Annotated in this window: 13 protein-coding genes and 1 tRNA gene; 5 read left to right on the top strand and 9 right to left on the bottom strand. The window is 48.4% G+C overall.

What is annotated here, in order from left to right; genetic code table 11:
• The first annotated feature begins 27 nt into the window (after positions 1-27).
• Together LJ739_RS02305 and LJ739_RS02300 are read left to right on the top strand one after the other, a co-directional pair.
• Positions 28-102: transfer RNA gene (locus tag LJ739_RS02305), tRNA-Arg, on the top strand.
• 300 nt (positions 103-402) lie between these two features.
• Positions 403-1,478, top strand: a protein-coding gene (locus LJ739_RS02300) for an IS3 family transposase (protein ID WP_229156987.1) whose coding sequence is annotated in 2 segments (ribosomal slippage) — positions 403-652 and positions 652-1,478 — 1,077 coding nt in all. Because the reading frame shifts where the segments join, the coding sequence is not laid out codon by codon here.
• A 124-nt stretch (positions 1,479-1,602) separates the two neighbouring features.
• Here LJ739_RS02300 and LJ739_RS02295 read toward each other — a convergent pair.
• From LJ739_RS02295 to LJ739_RS02265, 7 genes are all read right to left on the bottom strand, one after another.
• Positions 1,603-1,962, bottom strand: coding sequence for a YbaN family protein (locus LJ739_RS02295; protein WP_229156986.1), 360 nt, complete (start codon positions 1,960-1,962; stop codon positions 1,603-1,605).
• A gap of 123 nt (positions 1,963-2,085) precedes the next feature.
• Positions 2,086-2,469, bottom strand: coding sequence for a hypothetical protein (locus LJ739_RS02290; RefSeq protein ID WP_229156985.1), 384 nt, complete (start codon positions 2,467-2,469; stop codon positions 2,086-2,088).
• Between the two features lie 73 nt (positions 2,470-2,542).
• Complete coding sequence (locus tag LJ739_RS02285) at positions 2,543-3,334, bottom strand: peptidylprolyl isomerase (protein ID WP_229156984.1); 792 nt, start codon at positions 3,332-3,334, stop codon at positions 2,543-2,545.
• Between the two features lie 48 nt (positions 3,335-3,382).
• Positions 3,383-4,066 (bottom strand): respiratory nitrate reductase subunit gamma, encoded by a 684-nt coding sequence (gene narI, locus LJ739_RS02280; protein WP_229156983.1) that lies wholly within the window; start codon positions 4,064-4,066, stop codon positions 3,383-3,385.
• Between the two features lie 2 nt (positions 4,067-4,068).
• Positions 4,069-4,809: a nitrate reductase molybdenum cofactor assembly chaperone gene (narJ, locus tag LJ739_RS02275; RefSeq protein WP_229156982.1), complete on the bottom strand. Its 741-nt coding sequence runs from the start codon at positions 4,807-4,809 to the stop codon at positions 4,069-4,071.
• Complete coding sequence (gene narH / locus LJ739_RS02270) at positions 4,809-6,341, bottom strand: nitrate reductase subunit beta (RefSeq protein ID WP_229156981.1); 1,533 nt, start codon at positions 6,339-6,341, stop codon at positions 4,809-4,811. Before narH ends, narJ begins: the two co-directional genes overlap by 1 nt.
• A gap of 2 nt (positions 6,342-6,343) precedes the next feature.
• A complete protein-coding gene (locus LJ739_RS02265; RefSeq protein ID WP_229156980.1) occupies positions 6,344-10,105 on the bottom strand; it encodes a nitrate reductase subunit alpha in 3,762 nt (1,253 codons plus the stop codon).
• A 247-nt stretch (positions 10,106-10,352) separates the two neighbouring features.
• On the opposite strand from LJ739_RS02265, the gene LJ739_RS02260 reads away from it, so the two are divergent.
• Positions 10,353-12,212 (top strand): histidine kinase, encoded by a 1,860-nt coding sequence (locus LJ739_RS02260; protein ID WP_229156979.1) that lies wholly within the window; start codon positions 10,353-10,355, stop codon positions 12,210-12,212.
• Between the two features lie 33 nt (positions 12,213-12,245).
• Here the strand turns inward: LJ739_RS02260 and LJ739_RS02255 are convergent, their stop codons facing one another.
• Both LJ739_RS02255 and LJ739_RS02250 read right to left on the bottom strand, forming a co-directional pair.
• A complete protein-coding gene (locus LJ739_RS02255; protein ID WP_229156978.1) occupies positions 12,246-14,195 on the bottom strand; it encodes a pyridoxal phosphate-dependent decarboxylase family protein in 1,950 nt (649 codons plus the stop codon).
• A 74-nt stretch (positions 14,196-14,269) separates the two neighbouring features.
• The gene (locus LJ739_RS02250; RefSeq protein ID WP_229156977.1) at positions 14,270-15,883 is read right to left on the bottom strand and encodes an MFS transporter; all 1,614 of its coding nucleotides are present in this window, start codon (positions 15,881-15,883) and stop codon (positions 14,270-14,272) included.
• Positions 15,884-16,198: 315 nt separating this feature from the next.
• Between LJ739_RS02250 and narL the strand changes: the two genes are divergently transcribed.
• Complete coding sequence (gene narL / locus LJ739_RS02245) at positions 16,199-16,852, top strand: two-component system response regulator NarL (RefSeq protein WP_229156976.1); 654 nt, start codon at positions 16,199-16,201, stop codon at positions 16,850-16,852.
• A gap of 3 nt (positions 16,853-16,855) precedes the next feature.
• Entirely contained in the window at positions 16,856-18,094 is a 1,239-nt protein-coding gene (gene moeA, locus LJ739_RS02240; RefSeq protein WP_229156975.1) for a molybdopterin molybdotransferase MoeA, read from the top strand.
• The last annotated feature ends 144 nt before the right edge of the window (positions 18,095-18,238 follow it).

Genomic DNA, 18,238 nt, shown 5'->3' with positions numbered 1-18,238 from the left:
AAGGGTGGGTAATAATGCTCGCCCTGCGTCCCCGTAGTTTAATGGATAAAACAAGGCCCTCCTAAGGCTTAGATCCAGGTTCGATTCCTGGTGGGGACGCCATTCGATTTATTGGCATTTATCCTGATTTATCTAAAGCGCCTTAAACCCTTATAGAATAAGGCTTTATCAGCCATCTCTAAGAATTCCATCCTTTACAAAGATTAACCAAAATAGCTACTATTTAACCTCTCTAGTAGCACATACGTAGCACAGAATATTTCAGCCACTTTACTATGAATCAATAAGTTAGCTGATTTTTGCACCTTTTTTTAGGGATCTAAGGTTGTGACCTCTCCCCCAAATTTAACACCATGACATTGATGAGATTTCCAATAAACTGGAGACAATGGAGATCTCGAAATGAAAAAGCGTTACAGCGAAGAGCAAATCATAAAAGCAATCAAGCAGCATGAGGCCGGAGCCAAGGTTGACGATATCTGTCGTGATATGGGCATATCCAGCGGTACGTTTTACAACTGGCGAAGTAAATATGCAGGACTTGAGGTAAATGAAGCCAAACGACTGAAGGAACTAGAGTCTGAGAACAACAAGCTCAAGAAGATGTTGGCTGACAAGTTGTTGGAAGTTGAAGCCATGAAGGATGTGCTGTCAAAAAAGTGGTGAAGCCAGCAGCAAGAAAGCCCGTTGCTCTCCACCTGATGGAGACATTCAAACTGAGTGAGCGAGTAGCGTGCAGGCTAGCTGGCGTGAGCAGGACAGCGTTTCGCTATCAGCGTAAGGATAAGGGCGATGTTCCTGTCAGAACAAGGCTCAAAGAGCTTGCGTCGCAGTATCCACGATATGGCTACCTGATGTTACATGGTCTGCTCAAAGGTGAAGGCTTGGTCGTCAATCGTAAGCGTACTTATCGGTTGTACACCGAGGAAGCGTTGCAGGTCAGAACCAAGAAGCGAAAGAAGTTGACGCGCCCCAGACAACCGATGGAGGTGCCAACTGCACCGAATGAGCGTTGGTCGATGGACTTTGTATCCGACCAATTGGCCAACGGGAGGCGTTTCCGTGTACTCAATGTGGTTGATGATTACTCGCGAGAGATGGTGGGCCAGTTAGTCTCTGTTTCCATCAGCGGTAGGCAGGTTGCTCGTTTTCTTAGTCAGTTAATTGAGCAACGTACTAAACCCAGGAAAGTGATTTGTGACAATGGTACGGAATTCACCAGCAAAGCCATGTTCTTCTGGAGCAAAGAATCAGGTGTGGAGCTTGGATTTATTCAGCCAGGTAAACCAACACAAAACGCCTTTGTGGAAAGTCTCAATGGCAAATTCAGGAATGAATGTCTGAATCAACATTGGTTCAGAACGATTGACGAAGCAAGGTATGAAATTGATCTGTGGCGTGAACACTACAACCATGTTCGTCCACATAGTTCACTGAATTATTTGCCACCTGTTGAGTATGCAAAACGGGCAGCATAATATGAAAAATCTCATCGAAAAATTGGTTCTAGTTAAGGGGAAAGGTCAACGTCAACACAAACATTACACTTTTGTATTATATTTGAACGACAATCCAGACGTGAAGTACAAAATTGTGTTCTCTCTATTCAGGGTCAGGCCTGGAACACAGAAATGCTGCAATCAGAATAAAGAATAATGCAGTAAGGATACTCACCCATTTATTCTCCACATTGAAATGCATAATCCACCAGCTGACAATCAGCATAAAGACAGCCAGTAATTTACTTCGTTTCGAAATGGCTTTTTGCTGTTCCCAGTCAATGAGCAATTTGCCTAACGATGGGTGTGCATATAGCCATTGATGCAATTTTTCAGTTCCTCGCGCCGCAAACCACGCTGTCAACAGCAAAAATGGCACGGTTGGCAATCCCGGGATAAAAATCCCTATGATCGCCAAACCAAGAAATAGGTATGCCAACAACAAAGACAAAAAGGCCGACATACTGACTCCTGACTCTTTTGGGTGCTTAGTGTTGTAGGTCAAAGAATAATGCTTAGACACTCACATGCCGCACTGCTCATTTGTTGAAAAGACCAAACCACCGTGACTGCCGTTAATCTGGCATTATAGGCAACCACCACAGCTGCCACACCGCCAGTCTTCAGCATTGACGGCATGATAAAACCACGAAACATGTTCACTATCAAAAGGTATTTTATAGGTTTCAAAAAGATCCATTAGCCAGTTGGAGTGCTTTTCGAGCCATTCAGGCTCTCGCAACCCCTCGCAATAATCCTCGTCATCCGGAAACAAAAAACTGAAAATACCAAAGGTGTCCATAGGGTTTTCACAGATACCTGGCGGTAACTCCAGCAGCGTACTTCGATAGCGAATTTCCCAATGCCCCAGACACAAGGTATGTCCTTTTGCCGTCCAACGAGCCGTGAATGGATTGTCATCGACAGGCATACCTGCGGTTTCCTCACTTTGTTGCACAAGACCGCTCAACTGCCCTCCTGCACACCCGATACAACCACAAGGTATAATTCACTTACCGTTGGTGCGTAGGGTTGTAGTCGGTTTATTGCACTAACGGTGATTTCTCTATACCAAAGTCAAACCCATCAATATCAGCGTCAGCCAATAATTGCTGTAAGTACTGTGCGATAGCTTTCGTTCTCACCTTTTCATTCAGATAATTGGCAATCTTCTGCTCGACGGTGTCAAAGGGCAACGATACGCCGTCTACCTTCCTCGCAATCCAGACGATATGAAAACCAAAACGCGATTCTATCGGCTTTTGCATGAGTCCCTCGGGTGCGGCGAACAACTGTCTCTGAAATTCCGGCACTGTTTGCCCATGACTGACCTGCCCAAGGCTTCCATCCACCTCTTTCGATGGACAAGCAGAATACATTCTGGCCAATCGGCTGAACTGGAGCGCGTCTTCACACAGCTGTTCAATCAATGCCAGCGCCAATTGGCGAGCCTCCGCTCGCTGTACGATGTCTTCGGGATCAGCTGCCAGCAGAATATGTTTTGCCTCAACCAGTGGTGCCGTTTTAAACGTTTCCTGATTGGCTTTGTAGTAGCGGAGACATTCTTCAACTGTTGCTTGAGGAACAGCCACTTCCAATTCGAACAGCTTATCAATGAGATCATCATTTGAAATACCGCCCGACGGTATTAATGTAAAGATCCCCAGTTTCTCAGCTCGCTGCTTGAGAACCTGTTCGATAATCAATGTCTGGGCAGCCAATATCATCGCTTCTCTGCGACTGCTTGCCGGGTGGTACTGGATTTCCGCATCAATAGCAGATGGCGGTATCACTGTCCCATTAACGCTTATTTCAGGGGTGTTAACGAGGCTCATTTTGTACTCCTACAGTTTCATCAACAGCGTCCATGCCGAACGGAATTCTCATGCTTTTTGTCTGACAATCTGGTAGCTACGGCGAACATATTGAACAGGTATACTCCAAATGTGCACCAGCCGACTAAACGGAAACAGGACAAACAAAGTAATGCCCAATGCCACATGAAATTTGTACACAGGGTGAACACTGGAAATAAACTCAACCGCTTCCACCGGACGGAAGGTCAGTAAATAACGAGACCAACTCATCAAGTTATACATAACGGCACCGTCCATATGGCCGGAAGATATTACGATGGTCACGAGTCCCACGATGAGCTGGAGATAGATCAACAACAGTATGACCGTGTCCATTTTACTGCTGTTTGCACGGATGCGCGGGTCAAACAGTCTACGCTTCACCAACATGGTTAGTCCTATGAAGCACAATACGCCAAAAAATCCTCCTACGCCCATAGCGATTAGCTGCTTAGCTGGCAGCGATATACCCAGCGCATGCCAGATTTCCCAAGGCAAAACAAGACCTGCAAAGTGTCCTAGCAGGATCATGATAATGCCGACATGAAATAATACATTGGCGATACGAAAGTTTTTGCTGCTGAGCATCTGACTCGAGCCAGTTTTCCAACTGTACTGTTCACGGTCGTACCGCAACAGGCTACCGAGGAAAAAGATCCCAGTTGCGATATACGGGTATATCCCGAAAAAAAGCGTGTTGATAAATTCCATGATTAACTCCTCATTGCTTGACCAGACTGGGATTGAATAGGGTCATCGAAAAACTGGATGGGCACATTCTGATCACGGCGCTGATTGGCGGTTGGTCGTGTTACTGCAGTTCCACAACCACTGTTTTGGGCATCAGCTCCGAATGTGACCGCTTCCTCTTCCCAGACTTTGTCCAGCGCTTTTTGGGTGTCATCGCGCTGTTCATCTTTGATTTGTTCTCGCACCTGCTCCAGATCAATGTCTGCCGAGGACACCCTAAGTAATGCAGAAAATAGCGCCTCATAATCACTGTCACGTTTTTGCAGGCGAACGCAAAGCACGGCAAGAACCGGCGCGATATCTTGCAACCACCCTTTGGCATTCTCCGCGCCTTGAGTGGAAAGAAACTCCAGGAACAAGGGCAAATAATCCGGTAATTCCTTCACGCTGATATCCAATCCGGCTGCGCGATACTGGGCGAGCAAATTGACCATCGCCTGGCCTCTGTCTCGGGACTCACCGTGCAAATGCTCATAGATCAGCAGCGACAACGAGCGTCCACGCTCGAACAAACCATCGTAATCCGCCTGCCAGTCGAGCAGTTCGCCGGTTAACCGACGGGTTGCAAATGACAGCAATTGGCGTTTTTCAATCTCAGGTAACAGAGTATCCGCTTCGATCATGTCCAGGATCTGGTCACGATGATCGAATAACGTCGGTGTTGGGTAGTCCATCAGTCGCGAGATTATTTTTAGAATATCCATCAGTCTTGCACCTCCACGGGAATAACCTGACGCACGGTTTGCTTTTTACCGCCAAATAAGTCAGAAGCACTATCACCACCACTACACCCATTTCCAAAGGTAAAGCCACAACCCGACTTCATGTCATACGCGCTTTCCGCATACGCACGGTGGCTGGTAGGAATAACAAATCGATCTTCATAGTTTGCGAGTGCCATATACCGGTACATTTCTTCTACTTGTTCTACAGTCAGCCCGACGCGCTCGAGCGCCGCGCTGTTTTCCTCACCATCCACCTGCTGTGATCGTTTGAAGATGCGCATAGCCATCATGCGCTCCAAGGCATGTATGACAGGTTGCTCATCGCCCGCGGTGAGCATGTTTGCCAAATATTTCATCGGTATACGCAGAGACTTGATATCAGGAAAGACGCCGTCTGAGTCGACCTTACCGGCTTCCACCGCACTTTGAATTGGACTCAACGGCGGTACATACCAAACCATAGGTAATGTGCGGTATTCAGGGTGCAGTGGCAGTGCAACCTTCCAATCCATGGCCATTTTGTACACCGGCGACGCCTGTGCAGCGTCCAGCCACGCCTGAGGTATGCCTTCTTTGCGCGCGGCCTCTTGCACTTCAGGATCAAAGGGGTCAAGAAATATGTCGCATTGCGCCTGATACAAATCCTGATCATTGGGCACTGAAGCGGCTTCTTCGATGCGGTCTGCGTCGTACAGCATGACCCCTAGGTACCGTATACGTCCCACACACGTCTCAGAGCACACAGTTGGCTGTCCCGACTCAATGCGGGGATAGCAAAAGATGCATTTTTCTGATTTACCGGTTTTCCAGTTGTAGTAAATTTTCTTGTAAGGACATCCACTTACACACATGCGCCAACCACGACACTTGTCCTGATCAATCAGGACAATGCCGTCCTCTTCACGCTTGTAGATTGCGCCACTAGGACAGGAAGCTACACAAGCTGGGTTAATGCAGTGTTCGCAAAGTCGGGGCAGATACATCATGAACGTCTTTTCAAATTCGCCGTACATTTCGGCCTGTATTTGATTAAAGTTGGTGTCTTTTCGACGTTTGGCAAACTCGGTGCCGAGGATTTCCTCCCAGTTGGGCCCCCACTCGATTTTTTCCATGCGTTGACCAGTGATCAGGGAACGCGGTCTGGCAACAGGTTGGTGTTTGCTCTCACCCGCCTTATGCAGATGTTGATAGTCAAAATCAAAGGGTTCGTAGTAATCGTCAATATCGGGCAAATCCGGGTTCGCGAAAATATTGGCCAGGATACGCAACTTGCCGCCTTGTTTCGGGGTTAGTTTGCCATTATTGCTGCGCTGCCAACCACCGTTCCATTTCTCCTGATTTTCCCATTCTTTGGGATAGCCAATGCCAGGTTTGGTTTCCACGTTGTTAAACCAGGCATACTCGACCCCCTCTCGGGAGGTCCAGACGTTTTTGCAGGTTACAGAACAGGTATGGCAACCAATGCACTTATCCAGATTCAGCACCATGCCTATTTGAGCTCTGACTTTCATGATTAGCCCTCCGCCTTATTAATGTCTTCGTCTTTGCTGTCTTCATCCAGCCAGTCAATCTTGCTCATTTTCCGGACAATCACGAACTCATCCCGATTGCAGCCGACGGTGCCATAGTAGTTAAAGCCATACGCCTGTTGTGCATAGCCACCTATCATGTGGGTCGGTTTCATTACCGCACGCGTCACCGAATTGTGGATCCCTCCGCGGGTTTTGGTAACTTCAGAACCGGGAACATTTACAATCCGTTCCTGTGCGTGGTACATCATGCTCATGCCTTCGGGCACCCGTTGAGATACCACGGCTCTGGCAGCGATGGCGCCATTCACGTTGAAGACCTCAATCCAGTCGTTATCGACTATGCCAGCACGTTGTGCATCCGGCTCAGAAATCCACACGATTGGACCACCACGGGATAGTGTCAACATCAGCAGATTGTCGGAGTAGGTGCTGTGGATACCCCATTTCTGGTGGGGTGTTATCCAGTTAAGTGCAATCTCGGTGTTACCGTTAGGCTGCTTATTCATGATCGGCTTAACGGTTTTCAGGTTTATCGGCGGCTTATAAAGACACATGGTTTCACCAAAATCACGCATCCATTCATGATCCTGATAAAACTGCTGACGACCGGTTATCGTGCGCCAGGGGATCAGTTCATGCACATTGGTATAGCCTGCATTGTACGAGACATGTTCATCTTCCAGTCCTGACCAGGTAGGTGAGCTGATGATTTTGCGTGGCTGAGCCTGTACATCCCGGAAGCGAATTTTTTCTTCCTCTTTTGGCTTTGCCAGGTGCGTATGGTCAATCCCTGTGATATCGCTTAGTGCTGCCCAGGCCTTGACTGCGACTTGTCCGTTCGTTTCCGGGGCCAGTGACAGAATGACTTCCGCCGCATCAATGGCCGATTCAATTTTCGGGCGCCCTTTGTTGACACCGTCTTTGTGATGAACCTGATTGAGTTGCCCCAGAAACTGCACTTCTTTTTCGGTATTCCAGTTTATCCCTTTACCACCGTTACCAAGTTTCTCCAATAATGGGCCAACCGACGTAAACCGGGCATAGGTATTGGGGTAGTCTCGTTCGACCACCACCATATTAGGTGCGGTCTTGCCTGGTATCAGGTCACATTCACCTTTCCACCAGGACTGAATGCCAAAAGGTTGTGCCATTTCAGCCGGTGTGTCGTGCAATATCGGTACAGTGACGAGGTCTTTTTCAACCCCCAGGTGACCTTTGGCCGTTTCAGAAAACTGTTTGGCAATGCCTTTGAAAATGTCCCAATCCGAGCGCGATTCCCAGACGGGATCAACTGCGGCACTCAATGGATGAATAAAAGGATGCATATCGGACGTATTGAGGTCGTCCTTCTCATACCAAGTGGCCGTTGGCAACACAATGTCAGAATAAAGACAGGTAGTGGACATTCTGAAATCCAGCGTCACCAGCAGGTCAATCTTACCCTCGGCGGCGTTATCTTCCCATTTAATATCCTGTGGTTTTTTCCCCCCGGATTCGCCGAGGTCTTTTCCCATCAGACCATGCTTGGTACCCAGTAAATGTCGCAACATGTACTCATGACCTTTACCCGACGAGCCAAGCAAATTGGAGCGCCAGATAAACATATTGCGTGGAAAGTTTTGCGGATTTTCCGGCTCAAGACAGGCAAAGTTTAGCTCACCAGATTTTAGTTGTTGAACCGCATAATCCTGAGGTTCCATACCAGCCGCTTCAGCATCTTTGCACAACTGCAGCGGATTCGTACCCAGCTGTGGAGCAGATGGTAACCAACCCATCCTCTCGGCTCGGCTGTTGAAATCGATGATCGAGCCGCTCCATTTTTCTTTATTGGCCAACGGTGAAACCACTTCCGTCATCTCGAGTTTCTCGTACCGCCATTGACTGGAGTGGTTATAAAAGAAGGAAGTACCGTTCATGTGCCGTGGCGGGCGCTGCCAATCAAGGCCGAAGGCTAAGGGTTGCCAACCGGTTTGCGGACGTAGCTTTTCCTGACCCACATAGTGCGCCCAACCGCCTCCACTTTGACCAATACAACCGCACATCATCAACATGTTGATCAGGCCTCGATAGTTCATGTCCATGTGGTACCAGTGATTCATACCGGCACCGACGATGATCATTGAACGGCCGCGCGTTTTGTCTGCATTGGTGGCAAACTCTCGGGCAATTTTTATTACATCTTCTTTAGCGACGCCCGTGATCTGCTCCTGCCACGCCGGTGTGTAAGGAATGTCCTGATCATATGAACTGGCTACATTGGGATCATCATAACCATTGTCGACACCATAGTTGGCCAGCGTCAGGTCAAATACCGTTGCCACAAGGACTTTGGTACCATCGTTTAGGGTGATTTCTCTGGCTGGCACTTTACGCTGAATAATGTCGTCATGCTGTGTATTCTGAAAATAACCAAACTCGTGTTCGGCGCCGCCAAAATAAGGGAATGCCACGTCAGCTATTTTATCATGGCAGTCTTTCAGGCTAAGACGCAACGTAACATCATCGCCGGTTTTGCCATCAGTTTGTTTAATGTTCCACTTTCCTTTTTCGCCCCATCGATATCCGACAGAACCGGTAGGCGAAACCAACGCGTCATCTGCCTGGTTTATTGCAATGGTTTTCCACTCGGGATTGTTCGGTTGGCCCAAGTTATCATTCAGGTCGGATGCCCGCAGGAACCGTCCCTGATGCAAATGGCCGTCTTCCCCTTTCTCCAGCATCACAAGGACGGGAAAATCTGTGTAGCGACGGACGTAGTCTGTGAAGTACTCCGACGGGTTTTGTACATGGAACTCTTTCAGGATGACATGACCAAACGCCATGGCAAGAGCGGCATCAGTGCCCTGCTTGGGTGCCAACCACTGATCCGTGAGTTTAGCCACTTCCGAGTAATCCGGCGTAATCGCAACGACTTTCGTCCCCTTGTACCGCACCTCGGTAAGAAAGTGTGCATCCGGCGTACGGGTTTGTGGCACATTGGACCCCCAACACATGATGTAATTGGAGTTGTACCAGTCTGCGGACTCAGGAACATCGGTCTGTTCACCCCATATCTGCGGCGACGCAGGAGGCAAATCACAATACCAATCATAGAAACTCAAACAATTTCCACCAATCAACGAAAGGTATCTGGCGCCTGCTGCATAAGACACCATGGACATCGCTGGAATTGGTGAAAATCCGGTTACACGATCAGGGCCATACGTCTTAACGGTATAGACATTTGCGGCGGCGATGATCTCGTTAACTTCACGCCAATCCGCCCTGACAAAACCGCCGAGTCCGCGCTGTTGCTTGTACTCCTTTGCTTTCTCGGGATTTTCAACGATAGATGCCCAGGCTTCAACCGGGTCATTGTGTTGTTGCTTTGCCGCGCGCCATAGCTTGACAAGGCGTTTTCGCACCTTAGGGTATTTCAGTCGGTTGGCACTGTAGATATACCAGGAGTAACTGGCCCCCCGTGGACAACCTCGTGGCTCATGATTAGGTAAGTCGGGACGTGTACGGGGATAGTCAGTTTGCTGAGTTTCCCAGGTAACCAAGCCATCTTTGACGTATATCTTCCAGCTGCATGAGCCCGTGCAATTCACCCCGTGTGTAGAGCGTACGATCTTGTCATGTTGCCAACGACGACGGTAACCATCTTCCCAGCCACGATTCTCATCTGTGGTCACACCATGACCACCTGAAAACGATTCCTGGTGTTTCTTAAAAAACTGTAGTCTGTCTAAAAAGTGACTCACGCCTGACTCCTCTTTACGTTGTTTTGCAGAGTGCCTGTTGCTGCAAATTCAGGTCATGGCCAGATTAAAGTCGATTAGAATTTTGTGCTCAAGAGGGCTGAAAACCACGCCAGTGAAGGGGTTACCTATTAAGTGGTAGCCACAAAAAGTAGCTACCCCTTTGTGTAAAAGGGGTTTAGACTGACAGTATGAGATTGCTTCAACAATACAGTGGTATTCTGTTTTTTGTGGGTATCACCTCTGCACTATGAAAAATAGAATTATCCACTCCACAGTTTTTAAAATTGGTGCATTACTGTTTGCGATCAGCTTTATGGCTGTCGTCAGTATGTTCAGTTCAGTGTTTGTCAGTGACGGGGCACAGAATGATGCCCATGCGATCAATGTTGCCGGCTCACTGCGCATGCAAAGCTACCGTATCCTGTCACTGATTCAGCAACACACTGCGTCTCCGAGTATCGTTTCAGAGAATGAAATACTCGGTAATATTCAACAATTAGAAAGAGACCTGTTGCAAGGCACACTGGCGGCGCAAAGTGCACAAATGGGAGATGAAACGATTCGTCAGCTTTTCCCTGAGGTTGTGCAACAATGGAATAATCGTGTAAAGCCTGTGTACGTGTCGGCGCTATCAAGCCCCTATGAACCTGCCAGACTCACCGAGCTTACCCGCAGTTTTGTTGCAAATATCGACAGACTGGTACTGGGTTTTCAACAGCAGGCGGAACGAAACATAGCGACGATCCGCTTAATACAGAGCTTGGCATTGTTTTTGATGCTGTTTTTCATCGCATTCGCTTTGTTTATCATCAGTCGCCACGTTGAAAAACCTTTATCCAATCTGACCAATGTCGCCAAACAACTAGAACGTGGTGATTTTACCGCGGTTGCCGACGAGTCAGGAAAGGACGAATTGGCAATCCTTGCCAAAGCAATGAACAAAATGAGCCGTGCAATCTATCGTTCTCATAATTATCTGGAAGAGCGGGTTAAAACGAAAACAGCCAAGCTGGAAAAAAGCAACGCGTCCTTGAGCTTGTTGTTTGATATTGCAACCAGCATCAGCCACACCGAACAAGACACGTTCAACTTTGAACCCATCATGAAAAAGCTCGCAGATGTGACAGGGATCCGTGATTTGGACTTGTGCATCATGACAGAGCAAGGATTTGTGCCCTACGAACACATCGTCACATCGGATAAGGACCTGCCTGACAAGTGTATACAACATGACTGCCAGGGTTGCATAGAGCACGAGAATATCTTTGCCCCTGATCAGCACCAGCTCAAGTACGCCTTGAAAAACGGTGACGCTGACTATGGAGTACTAGTGGTTTCGCCGTCATCAGGTGAATTACTCGAAGAATGGCAACATAAGCTTTTCGAAGCCGTCGCAGAGCAAGTAGCAACAGGGCTGAGCTTACAAGAGCGACACGTGCAAACCAGACGCATCGCATTAATGCAGGAAAGAACAGTAATCGCCAGAGAATTGCATGACTCTCTCGCCCAAGCGCTGTCTTACCTGAAAATACAAGTTTCACGATTACAAAAACTAAAACAAAAAGATAACAGCGAAGCACAAATTGACGAGGTCATTGGTGAATTGAAGGGCGGCCTGAGTTCTGCGTACCGGGAGTTACGAGAACTATTGACAACTTTCAGGCTTAAACTGGACAGTGGCTCTATTCGCTCAGCCTTGCAGCAAACCATCCAGCAACTCATGTCCCGCTCTGATCAATTCGAGTTTACGCTAGTCGCCGATGTCTCACACTTGCCACTGACGCCACAAGAAGAAATCCATTTGTTACAGATTGCGCGGGAAGCCACACAAAATGCGTTTTATCATTCTAAGGGACGTCATATTGACATTCATCTGTCTGAAACAGACGAACCTTGTGTGAAGCTTTCCATTCAGGATGATGGTATCGGCATACCCGATGATCCCAACAAACTGAACCACTATGGCTTGGCGATCATGCAAGAGCGCAGCAGAAGTCTAGATGGGACCATCAACATTTGTACCAACCCAATGGGTGGGACGAGGGTTGAATTCAGTTTTGTTCCCCAGTATATGCGCGATAAACAAAAACTGGCGCAAACGGCCTGAACACGCGGAGAGACAATCATGGGAAGTCCTGATTCATGACATGGGATGTATCAATGCGAGTATTTCCTGTTTGAGATAGTCCAGATAGGCATCAATATAATTGTTTGCCTGATTGATTAACCAAGGGTTCATCAGCGTATGACGCAATACAAATAGGTTATCTGCCTGCCGATCATGCTCAGGGTGGAGAACAAAACTGTTTGCATCTAAACCGAGTTTGTCGCATAGACTCCCGGCCGCATTATCACTCAAGTGATGTCGATAAATCCTCGTACAGGAAGCAAAAAACTGTTTCGTTTGCAAAGGCTGCGTACTGTCTATGTTTAGTTTCTGATAAACCCTCTGAACAAATGCATTCATCGTGGCCGCGTCAGGGTTGTTATTCAGGTTAAATGTCAGGCACAGAAGGTTGGAGTCCGGCTCAATAGGCACCGACAAATGCACAGTGCCAGCCAATTCCCGACGTAGCTTTACCAATTGTGCAAAAAAATACTCAGTTATGCAGATGCTTTGTTCCGGCAATTTGCCCAACCCCTGCGCGTGGAATGGCAATACACGTTCTGCTACATAGGCACCCGCAGCAATCGCACCGGGCTTGGATCCCTCCAGAATATATTGCCCCAATTGTAGCGGCTGGTCAGGGCTGTCTGCATCAAACACGTATGCAGCGGATTGGGTAACAAACTCCCTTGCCCTGCCGTCTCTGCATATAAAGGCACCACACCCAAAAGGAAGGTACCCTAATTTGTGCGGGTCAACCGTGATGGATTCCGTATGCTTTAGTGCTGTCATCGCACTGTATACGTCCTTTGAGGGGAAGTACTGACAGGCACTCGCCACTTGATCAGAGGCCAGACTTTGTCCCTGCTCATCTCTGAACATACTGCTGAGAAAGCCCCCCCAAGCAGCATCTACATGGATGAAGAATGTCAGCCCTTTGGCGCTGAACCTGTCACGTAGATCAACCAGTTTGTCGATGGGATCAATGGTACCGTATTCCGTTGTGCCCAAGACCCCAACAACCGTTAAAACCGGCTGCTGATTAACCAGACACTCCTCGAGTATGCGATTCAATTCGTTGGGACACAGGCGCATCTTGTCATCCGTGGGGATTTTAACCAGTTGATGGGTACCGATCCCCATCAGTTTGACGGCCTTTTGCCAGGAATAATGCGCGGTTGCTGGCACCAAAACCCAAGGTGTTTTCCATTCGGGAAACCTGGTATGAAAACCGTGGTTCCCGAGCTGCTCCAGGCGACAGGACTCCACAGCCTCATTGATGTTCGCTTGCTCGTGTTTGGAAAGCCCTTGCACGCATGTGTCAGCATCTGCCTTTAAATTTACAATCTCGTCAAAGGTCAGATTGGAGAGTTCCCAATGCGTCATCTCGCTCAGCAATTGTTGACCAACCTGAATGGCAACTGAGGGGCTTTTTCCGAGTGCAGCTTGTAAGGCAAAAGGATAATGTTTTAGCGCCAAGCCATACCATAGGCCTTGATAATTGGCGAGCGTACCACCGGATGTCAGGTTACCGAATGCGCATTCGGGCAAGGTATCATCGGTCTTAAACCCGAGCATTTGCGCGAGCTTTTTAGCGTATTCCAGCTCCAGGTCTACCGTTACCGGCGCCGCCTCTACACTCACGTTGTTCGGGTTATACAAGGTCGTGATCATTTGCCCGAGGAGCCCCGACATCAACAAATCTGACGACATATGCCCGATATAGCGCGGGTGATAAAACGGCACAGACTGTTTCAACTTTGCCGTTAGCTGGTGTAAAGCCTGTTTTGTTGCGCCGACCTTTTTGAGGAACCCATCCTGATACTGGCTAACCACTTCAACCGGCGGCGAATCTTCTGGATGAAAACTTCTTCGCCAGTACACGTGGTCACGATAAAATTCCAGCCAGGCTTCTTCAAACACGTCATTGTTTTCTGCATATGCACCCAGAAAATAGGCCGCAAATTCGTTTTCACTGTACATCCGTCATTTTCCGTCATAAACGTTATCGGGATTGGGCAGGATAAAACACCTGCCCCTGGGATCATTGCAATGAACTATGGATTGTAGTGCTCGCCATCCTTGCGCAGGTAAAACCAGTAATTGATCAATAAGCACAAGGCATAGAACACGGCAAAACCAATCAGTGCTATCTCCGGCGTTGTGGCCTTAATTTGCTCCCCCAATACTTTCGGAATATAAAAAGCGCCGTAGGCTGCCACCGCAGATGTCCAGCCTAGGACTGGCCCAGCTTGTTCCTTAGGAAAGACCATGGCAATGGTACGGAACGTAGATCCGTTACCGATACCCGTTGCGGCAAACAGCACCAGGAACAACACAAAAAACGGCACAAAGAACGCTTCTGGTGTGGCGGATTGATAGGCTGCTTTCATGTAATACGCGACGCCGAGCGCACTGCCCACCATAACAATCGAGCAGACTTGTGTTACGAGCGCGCCTCCCAGCTTATCAGCAATCCACCCGCCAAGCGGTCGAATCAATGCACCGATAAAGGGTCCCATCCAGGCATACATCAAGGCACTCGGTCCGTTCGGGTTCACTGTATCGTGCGTCATCACACCATCCACCATCACATGGCTATATCCAAAAATGACTTTAATGGCCAAGGGAAATGATGCGGCAAAACCGATAAATGAGCCGAAGGTCATGGTGTAGATGACACTCATCACCCAGGTGTGTTTGTTGTTGAAAATCTGATACTGACGACTAAGGCTTTCACCGATTTGGCCTGGGAGCATTTTTAGCAATACCACCGTAGCCGTTACGACCAATACCAACACAACCTCTTTGGGGACCCCAAAGCCGGATCCATTGGCTGATTCAGGAAGCATCAACCACAGGCCTGACGCTGCGGTAACAAGTCCGATAACAAGCATAATACTGATGAGCGCAAACGCGGTCATTGGATTACCGATGTTCGGTGAAGCATCTTCTGTACGGATGTTGTTCATTCCGAACCAGGTCAGAAAGAACAGGGGTACCAGTAGCAGCAACCAGACAAACCCTGCGTTGGAAATGTAGCTTTCAGTGCCCGCGGGTATTTTCCCAATCAGCGTGCCTGATGTATTGATCAATGTCATCGGGTCACCACTGAATGCGCCGAATGCTGCAAATGTCATGAACAGTGGGACAACGATCTGCATGGTGGTTACCCCGAAGTTACCCAGCCCTGCATTCAAGCCCAACGCCAACCCCTGCTGATTTTTAGGAAAAAAGAAACTGATGTTTGACATGGAAGACGCGAAATTCCCCCCACCAAAGCCAGATAGCAACGCCAGTAGTTGGAATTGCCATAAAGGCGTCTCGGGATTTTGTAATGCGATGCCCGTGCCTACGGCCGGTATCATTAACAATGCAGTGGTAAAGAAAATCGTATTCCTTCCGCCACACAGTCGAATGAAAAAGCTACTCGGAATACGCAGGGTTGCCCCGGTCAACCCCGCAATAGCCATCAGAGTAAACAATTCGGCTTTGGCAAACGGAAATCCCAGGTTCAGCATTTGTACGGTTATAACCCCCCAATACAGCCACACGGCAAAACCACACAGCAAACTTGGGATCGACAACCAGAGGTTTCGGTTGGCAATCTTCTTACCTTCACTTTCCCAGAACTCTGGGTTTTCCGGTTCCCATTTATGTAAATCGGACATGACACATTCTCCGCATAGGTGCATGAAGTTAGCCACACTATGGGCCAGAGAAGGTCATAAAACTATCAGCTTCAGTGGGTAGAAGCCTCTTACTTTAGAGAGGTCAGCGGCGTCGTCAACAATGCAAAAAAGCACCCAAAAGAAAGCGTAACCCATTGTTATATATTATGATTTAAAAATTTCACCTCACTCGAACACTACCCCATAAGGAGTACACCCCTTACCCAAACAAAACAATAGGAATCGCATTCTTGAAAGGATATTCTTTTAAACAATGACTATGTTAAACAATCTTTCGTGACACAGGGAGTTCCCATGTTTGAAGACAGCCCAGCAAAAATCTTGATGGTCGATGATCATGCATTGCTGCGTAAGGGCCTGAACCAACTGATTGAACTGGAAGATGAGCTCGCGGTTGTCGGCGAAGCGTCATCTGGCCAGGAAGCCATTGAAATGGCGATTGCCCTTGAGCCTGACGTGATCACGCTGGATCTGAACATGCAAGGCATGGATGGTCTGGAAACCCTGAAAACTATGCGCAGCAAAGGCGTGGATGCACGCATTATTATGCTCACCGTGTCTGACAATGATGAAGACGTTGTCGAAGCGATTCGCTCCGGTGCAGATGGGTATCTGCTCAAAGACATGGATCCCGATGACATTATTGAAAAACTCAAGGAAGCCACACTGGGCAAGATGGTGATGAGTGCCAAATTGACCGAGATCCTGGCTTCGGCTTTACGTAAACCGGAAAAACCGGGCAGCCGGGCGTTGGCAAGCCTGACCAGCAGAGAATATGAGATATTAAAACTCATTGCTAAAGGCATGAGCAACAAACTGATTGCCCGTGAATTAGACATTTCAGACGGCACCGTTAAAGTACACGTGAAACACTTTTTGAAGAAACTGAACCTCCGTTCACGGGTCGAAGCAGCTGTTTGGATGATAAACCATCAGAACGGGGGCTAAACTGTGAGCTGCGACTGCAATATTGATGGCCTGATGCCGCTTGAACAGGCAAAACAAACCATCTGGCAAACCGTTCGGCAGGTTGAGGAGATACAGGACTGTCCCTTGGAAGAAGCGTTGGGAAGAGTCTTGGCTAAGGACATAGTATCACCGGTCAATGTCCCACCTTCAGACAACTCTGCGATGGACGGATATGCGATCCGCTATCAGGATTTGGCGACGACATCACACTTTAATCTGGTGGGGAAATCCTTTGCTGGCCAACCCTGTCTGAAGGCTTTAGGACCGGGTGAATGTGTTCGTATTATGACTGGCGCCAATATTCCTGACGGTGCTGACACAATCGTTATACAAGAAAACGTAAACGCTGATGGCACCTCGATGGTAATACGTCAATCCCCCAAAGCAGGTAATGCCATTCGTTCAGCAGGCGAAGACATTCCAAAAGGTGCGCGTGTATTCACAACGGGACGATTAGTCACTGCAACGGACATTGGGTTGCTGGCCTCGCTTGGCATTGAGCGGGTACCGGTATTCAGGAAACTGCGCGTCGCCGTTTTTTCCACCGGTGATGAATTGGTACAACCGGGGACTGCGTTACAAGATGGTCAGATATTCGATAGCAACCGTCCTGCCCTCGTCGCCATGCTGAGAAAACTGGGTGTAGACATTATTGATTTGGGTATTATAACCGACAATAAACAGGACATAAGGCGTGCGTTTCAAGAAGCCAATCATCAGGCAGATGTGGTGGTCAGTTCCGGTGGAGTGTCGGTGGGCGAAGCTGATTTTACTAAAGAAATACTCGATGAAATGGGGCAAATTGAATTCTGGAAGCTGGCCATCAAACCCGGCAAACCCCTTGCCTTTGGCAGGTTGTCTGACAGCGTCTTTTTTGGCTTACCAGGGAACCCGGTTTCGGCAATGGTAACCTTTCACCAAATCGCTGTACCGACATTGCGATTGATGATGGGCCAGACTCCGTCAAGCAAAACGCTGTTTCAGGCTTTGGCAAATTCAACATTTAAAAAACGTCCAGGCAGGACTGATTTTCAGCGAGGAGTGTGCTGGCGAGACGAGAAAGGTCAACTGATGGTAGAACCTACCGGAAGCCAGGGCTCAGGGATCCTTTCGAGTTTTTCTAACAGTAATTGCTACGCCGTGTTGGAAAAAGAACGGGGAGATGTGCAATGCGGTGAACGCGTAACTGTTGAGTTGTTCGACAGCATTATCGCTCACTGACATATCCCCTCGGGTTGAACACCGGCGAAGGTGTCCTCATGGGTGGACCGACTGCGCGACAGGCAGGCATTTCATGCTCACGAATTCCCGCCACTTTGGCCAGGTAAGCATCATATCCTCGTATATCCTCCTCAAAACCAAGTG

This window comes from Fluctibacter halophilus (genome assembly GCF_020687825.1).
Classification (GTDB): Bacteria; Pseudomonadota; Gammaproteobacteria; order Enterobacterales; family Alteromonadaceae; genus Fluctibacter; species Fluctibacter halophilus.
Note: the sequence above shows the minus strand (reverse complement) of the source record. Positions and strands in the feature narration are given on the sequence as shown.

Coding starts and splice junctions, on each gene's coding strand:
- LJ739_RS02295 (WP_229156986.1), bottom strand. CDS start 1,962: ATGTCGGCCTTTTTGTCTTTGTTGTTGGCATACCTATTTCTTGGTTTG.
- LJ739_RS02285 (WP_229156984.1), bottom strand. CDS start 3,334: ATGAGCCTCGTTAACACCCCTGAAATAAGCGTTAATGGGACAGTGATA.
- narI (WP_229156983.1), bottom strand. CDS start 4,066: ATGGAATTTATCAACACGCTTTTTTTCGGGATATACCCGTATATCGCA.
- narJ (WP_229156982.1), bottom strand. CDS start 4,809: ATGGATATTCTAAAAATAATCTCGCGACTGATGGACTACCCAACACCG.
- narH (WP_229156981.1), bottom strand. CDS start 6,341: ATGAAAGTCAGAGCTCAAATAGGCATGGTGCTGAATCTGGATAAGTGC.
- LJ739_RS02260 (WP_229156979.1), top strand. CDS start 10,353: ATGAAAAATAGAATTATCCACTCCACAGTTTTTAAAATTGGTGCATTA.
- LJ739_RS02255 (WP_229156978.1), bottom strand. CDS start 14,195: ATGTACAGTGAAAACGAATTTGCGGCCTATTTTCTGGGTGCATATGCA.
- LJ739_RS02250 (WP_229156977.1), bottom strand. CDS start 15,883: ATGTCCGATTTACATAAATGGGAACCGGAAAACCCAGAGTTCTGGGAA.
- narL (WP_229156976.1), top strand. CDS start 16,199: ATGTTTGAAGACAGCCCAGCAAAAATCTTGATGGTCGATGATCATGCA.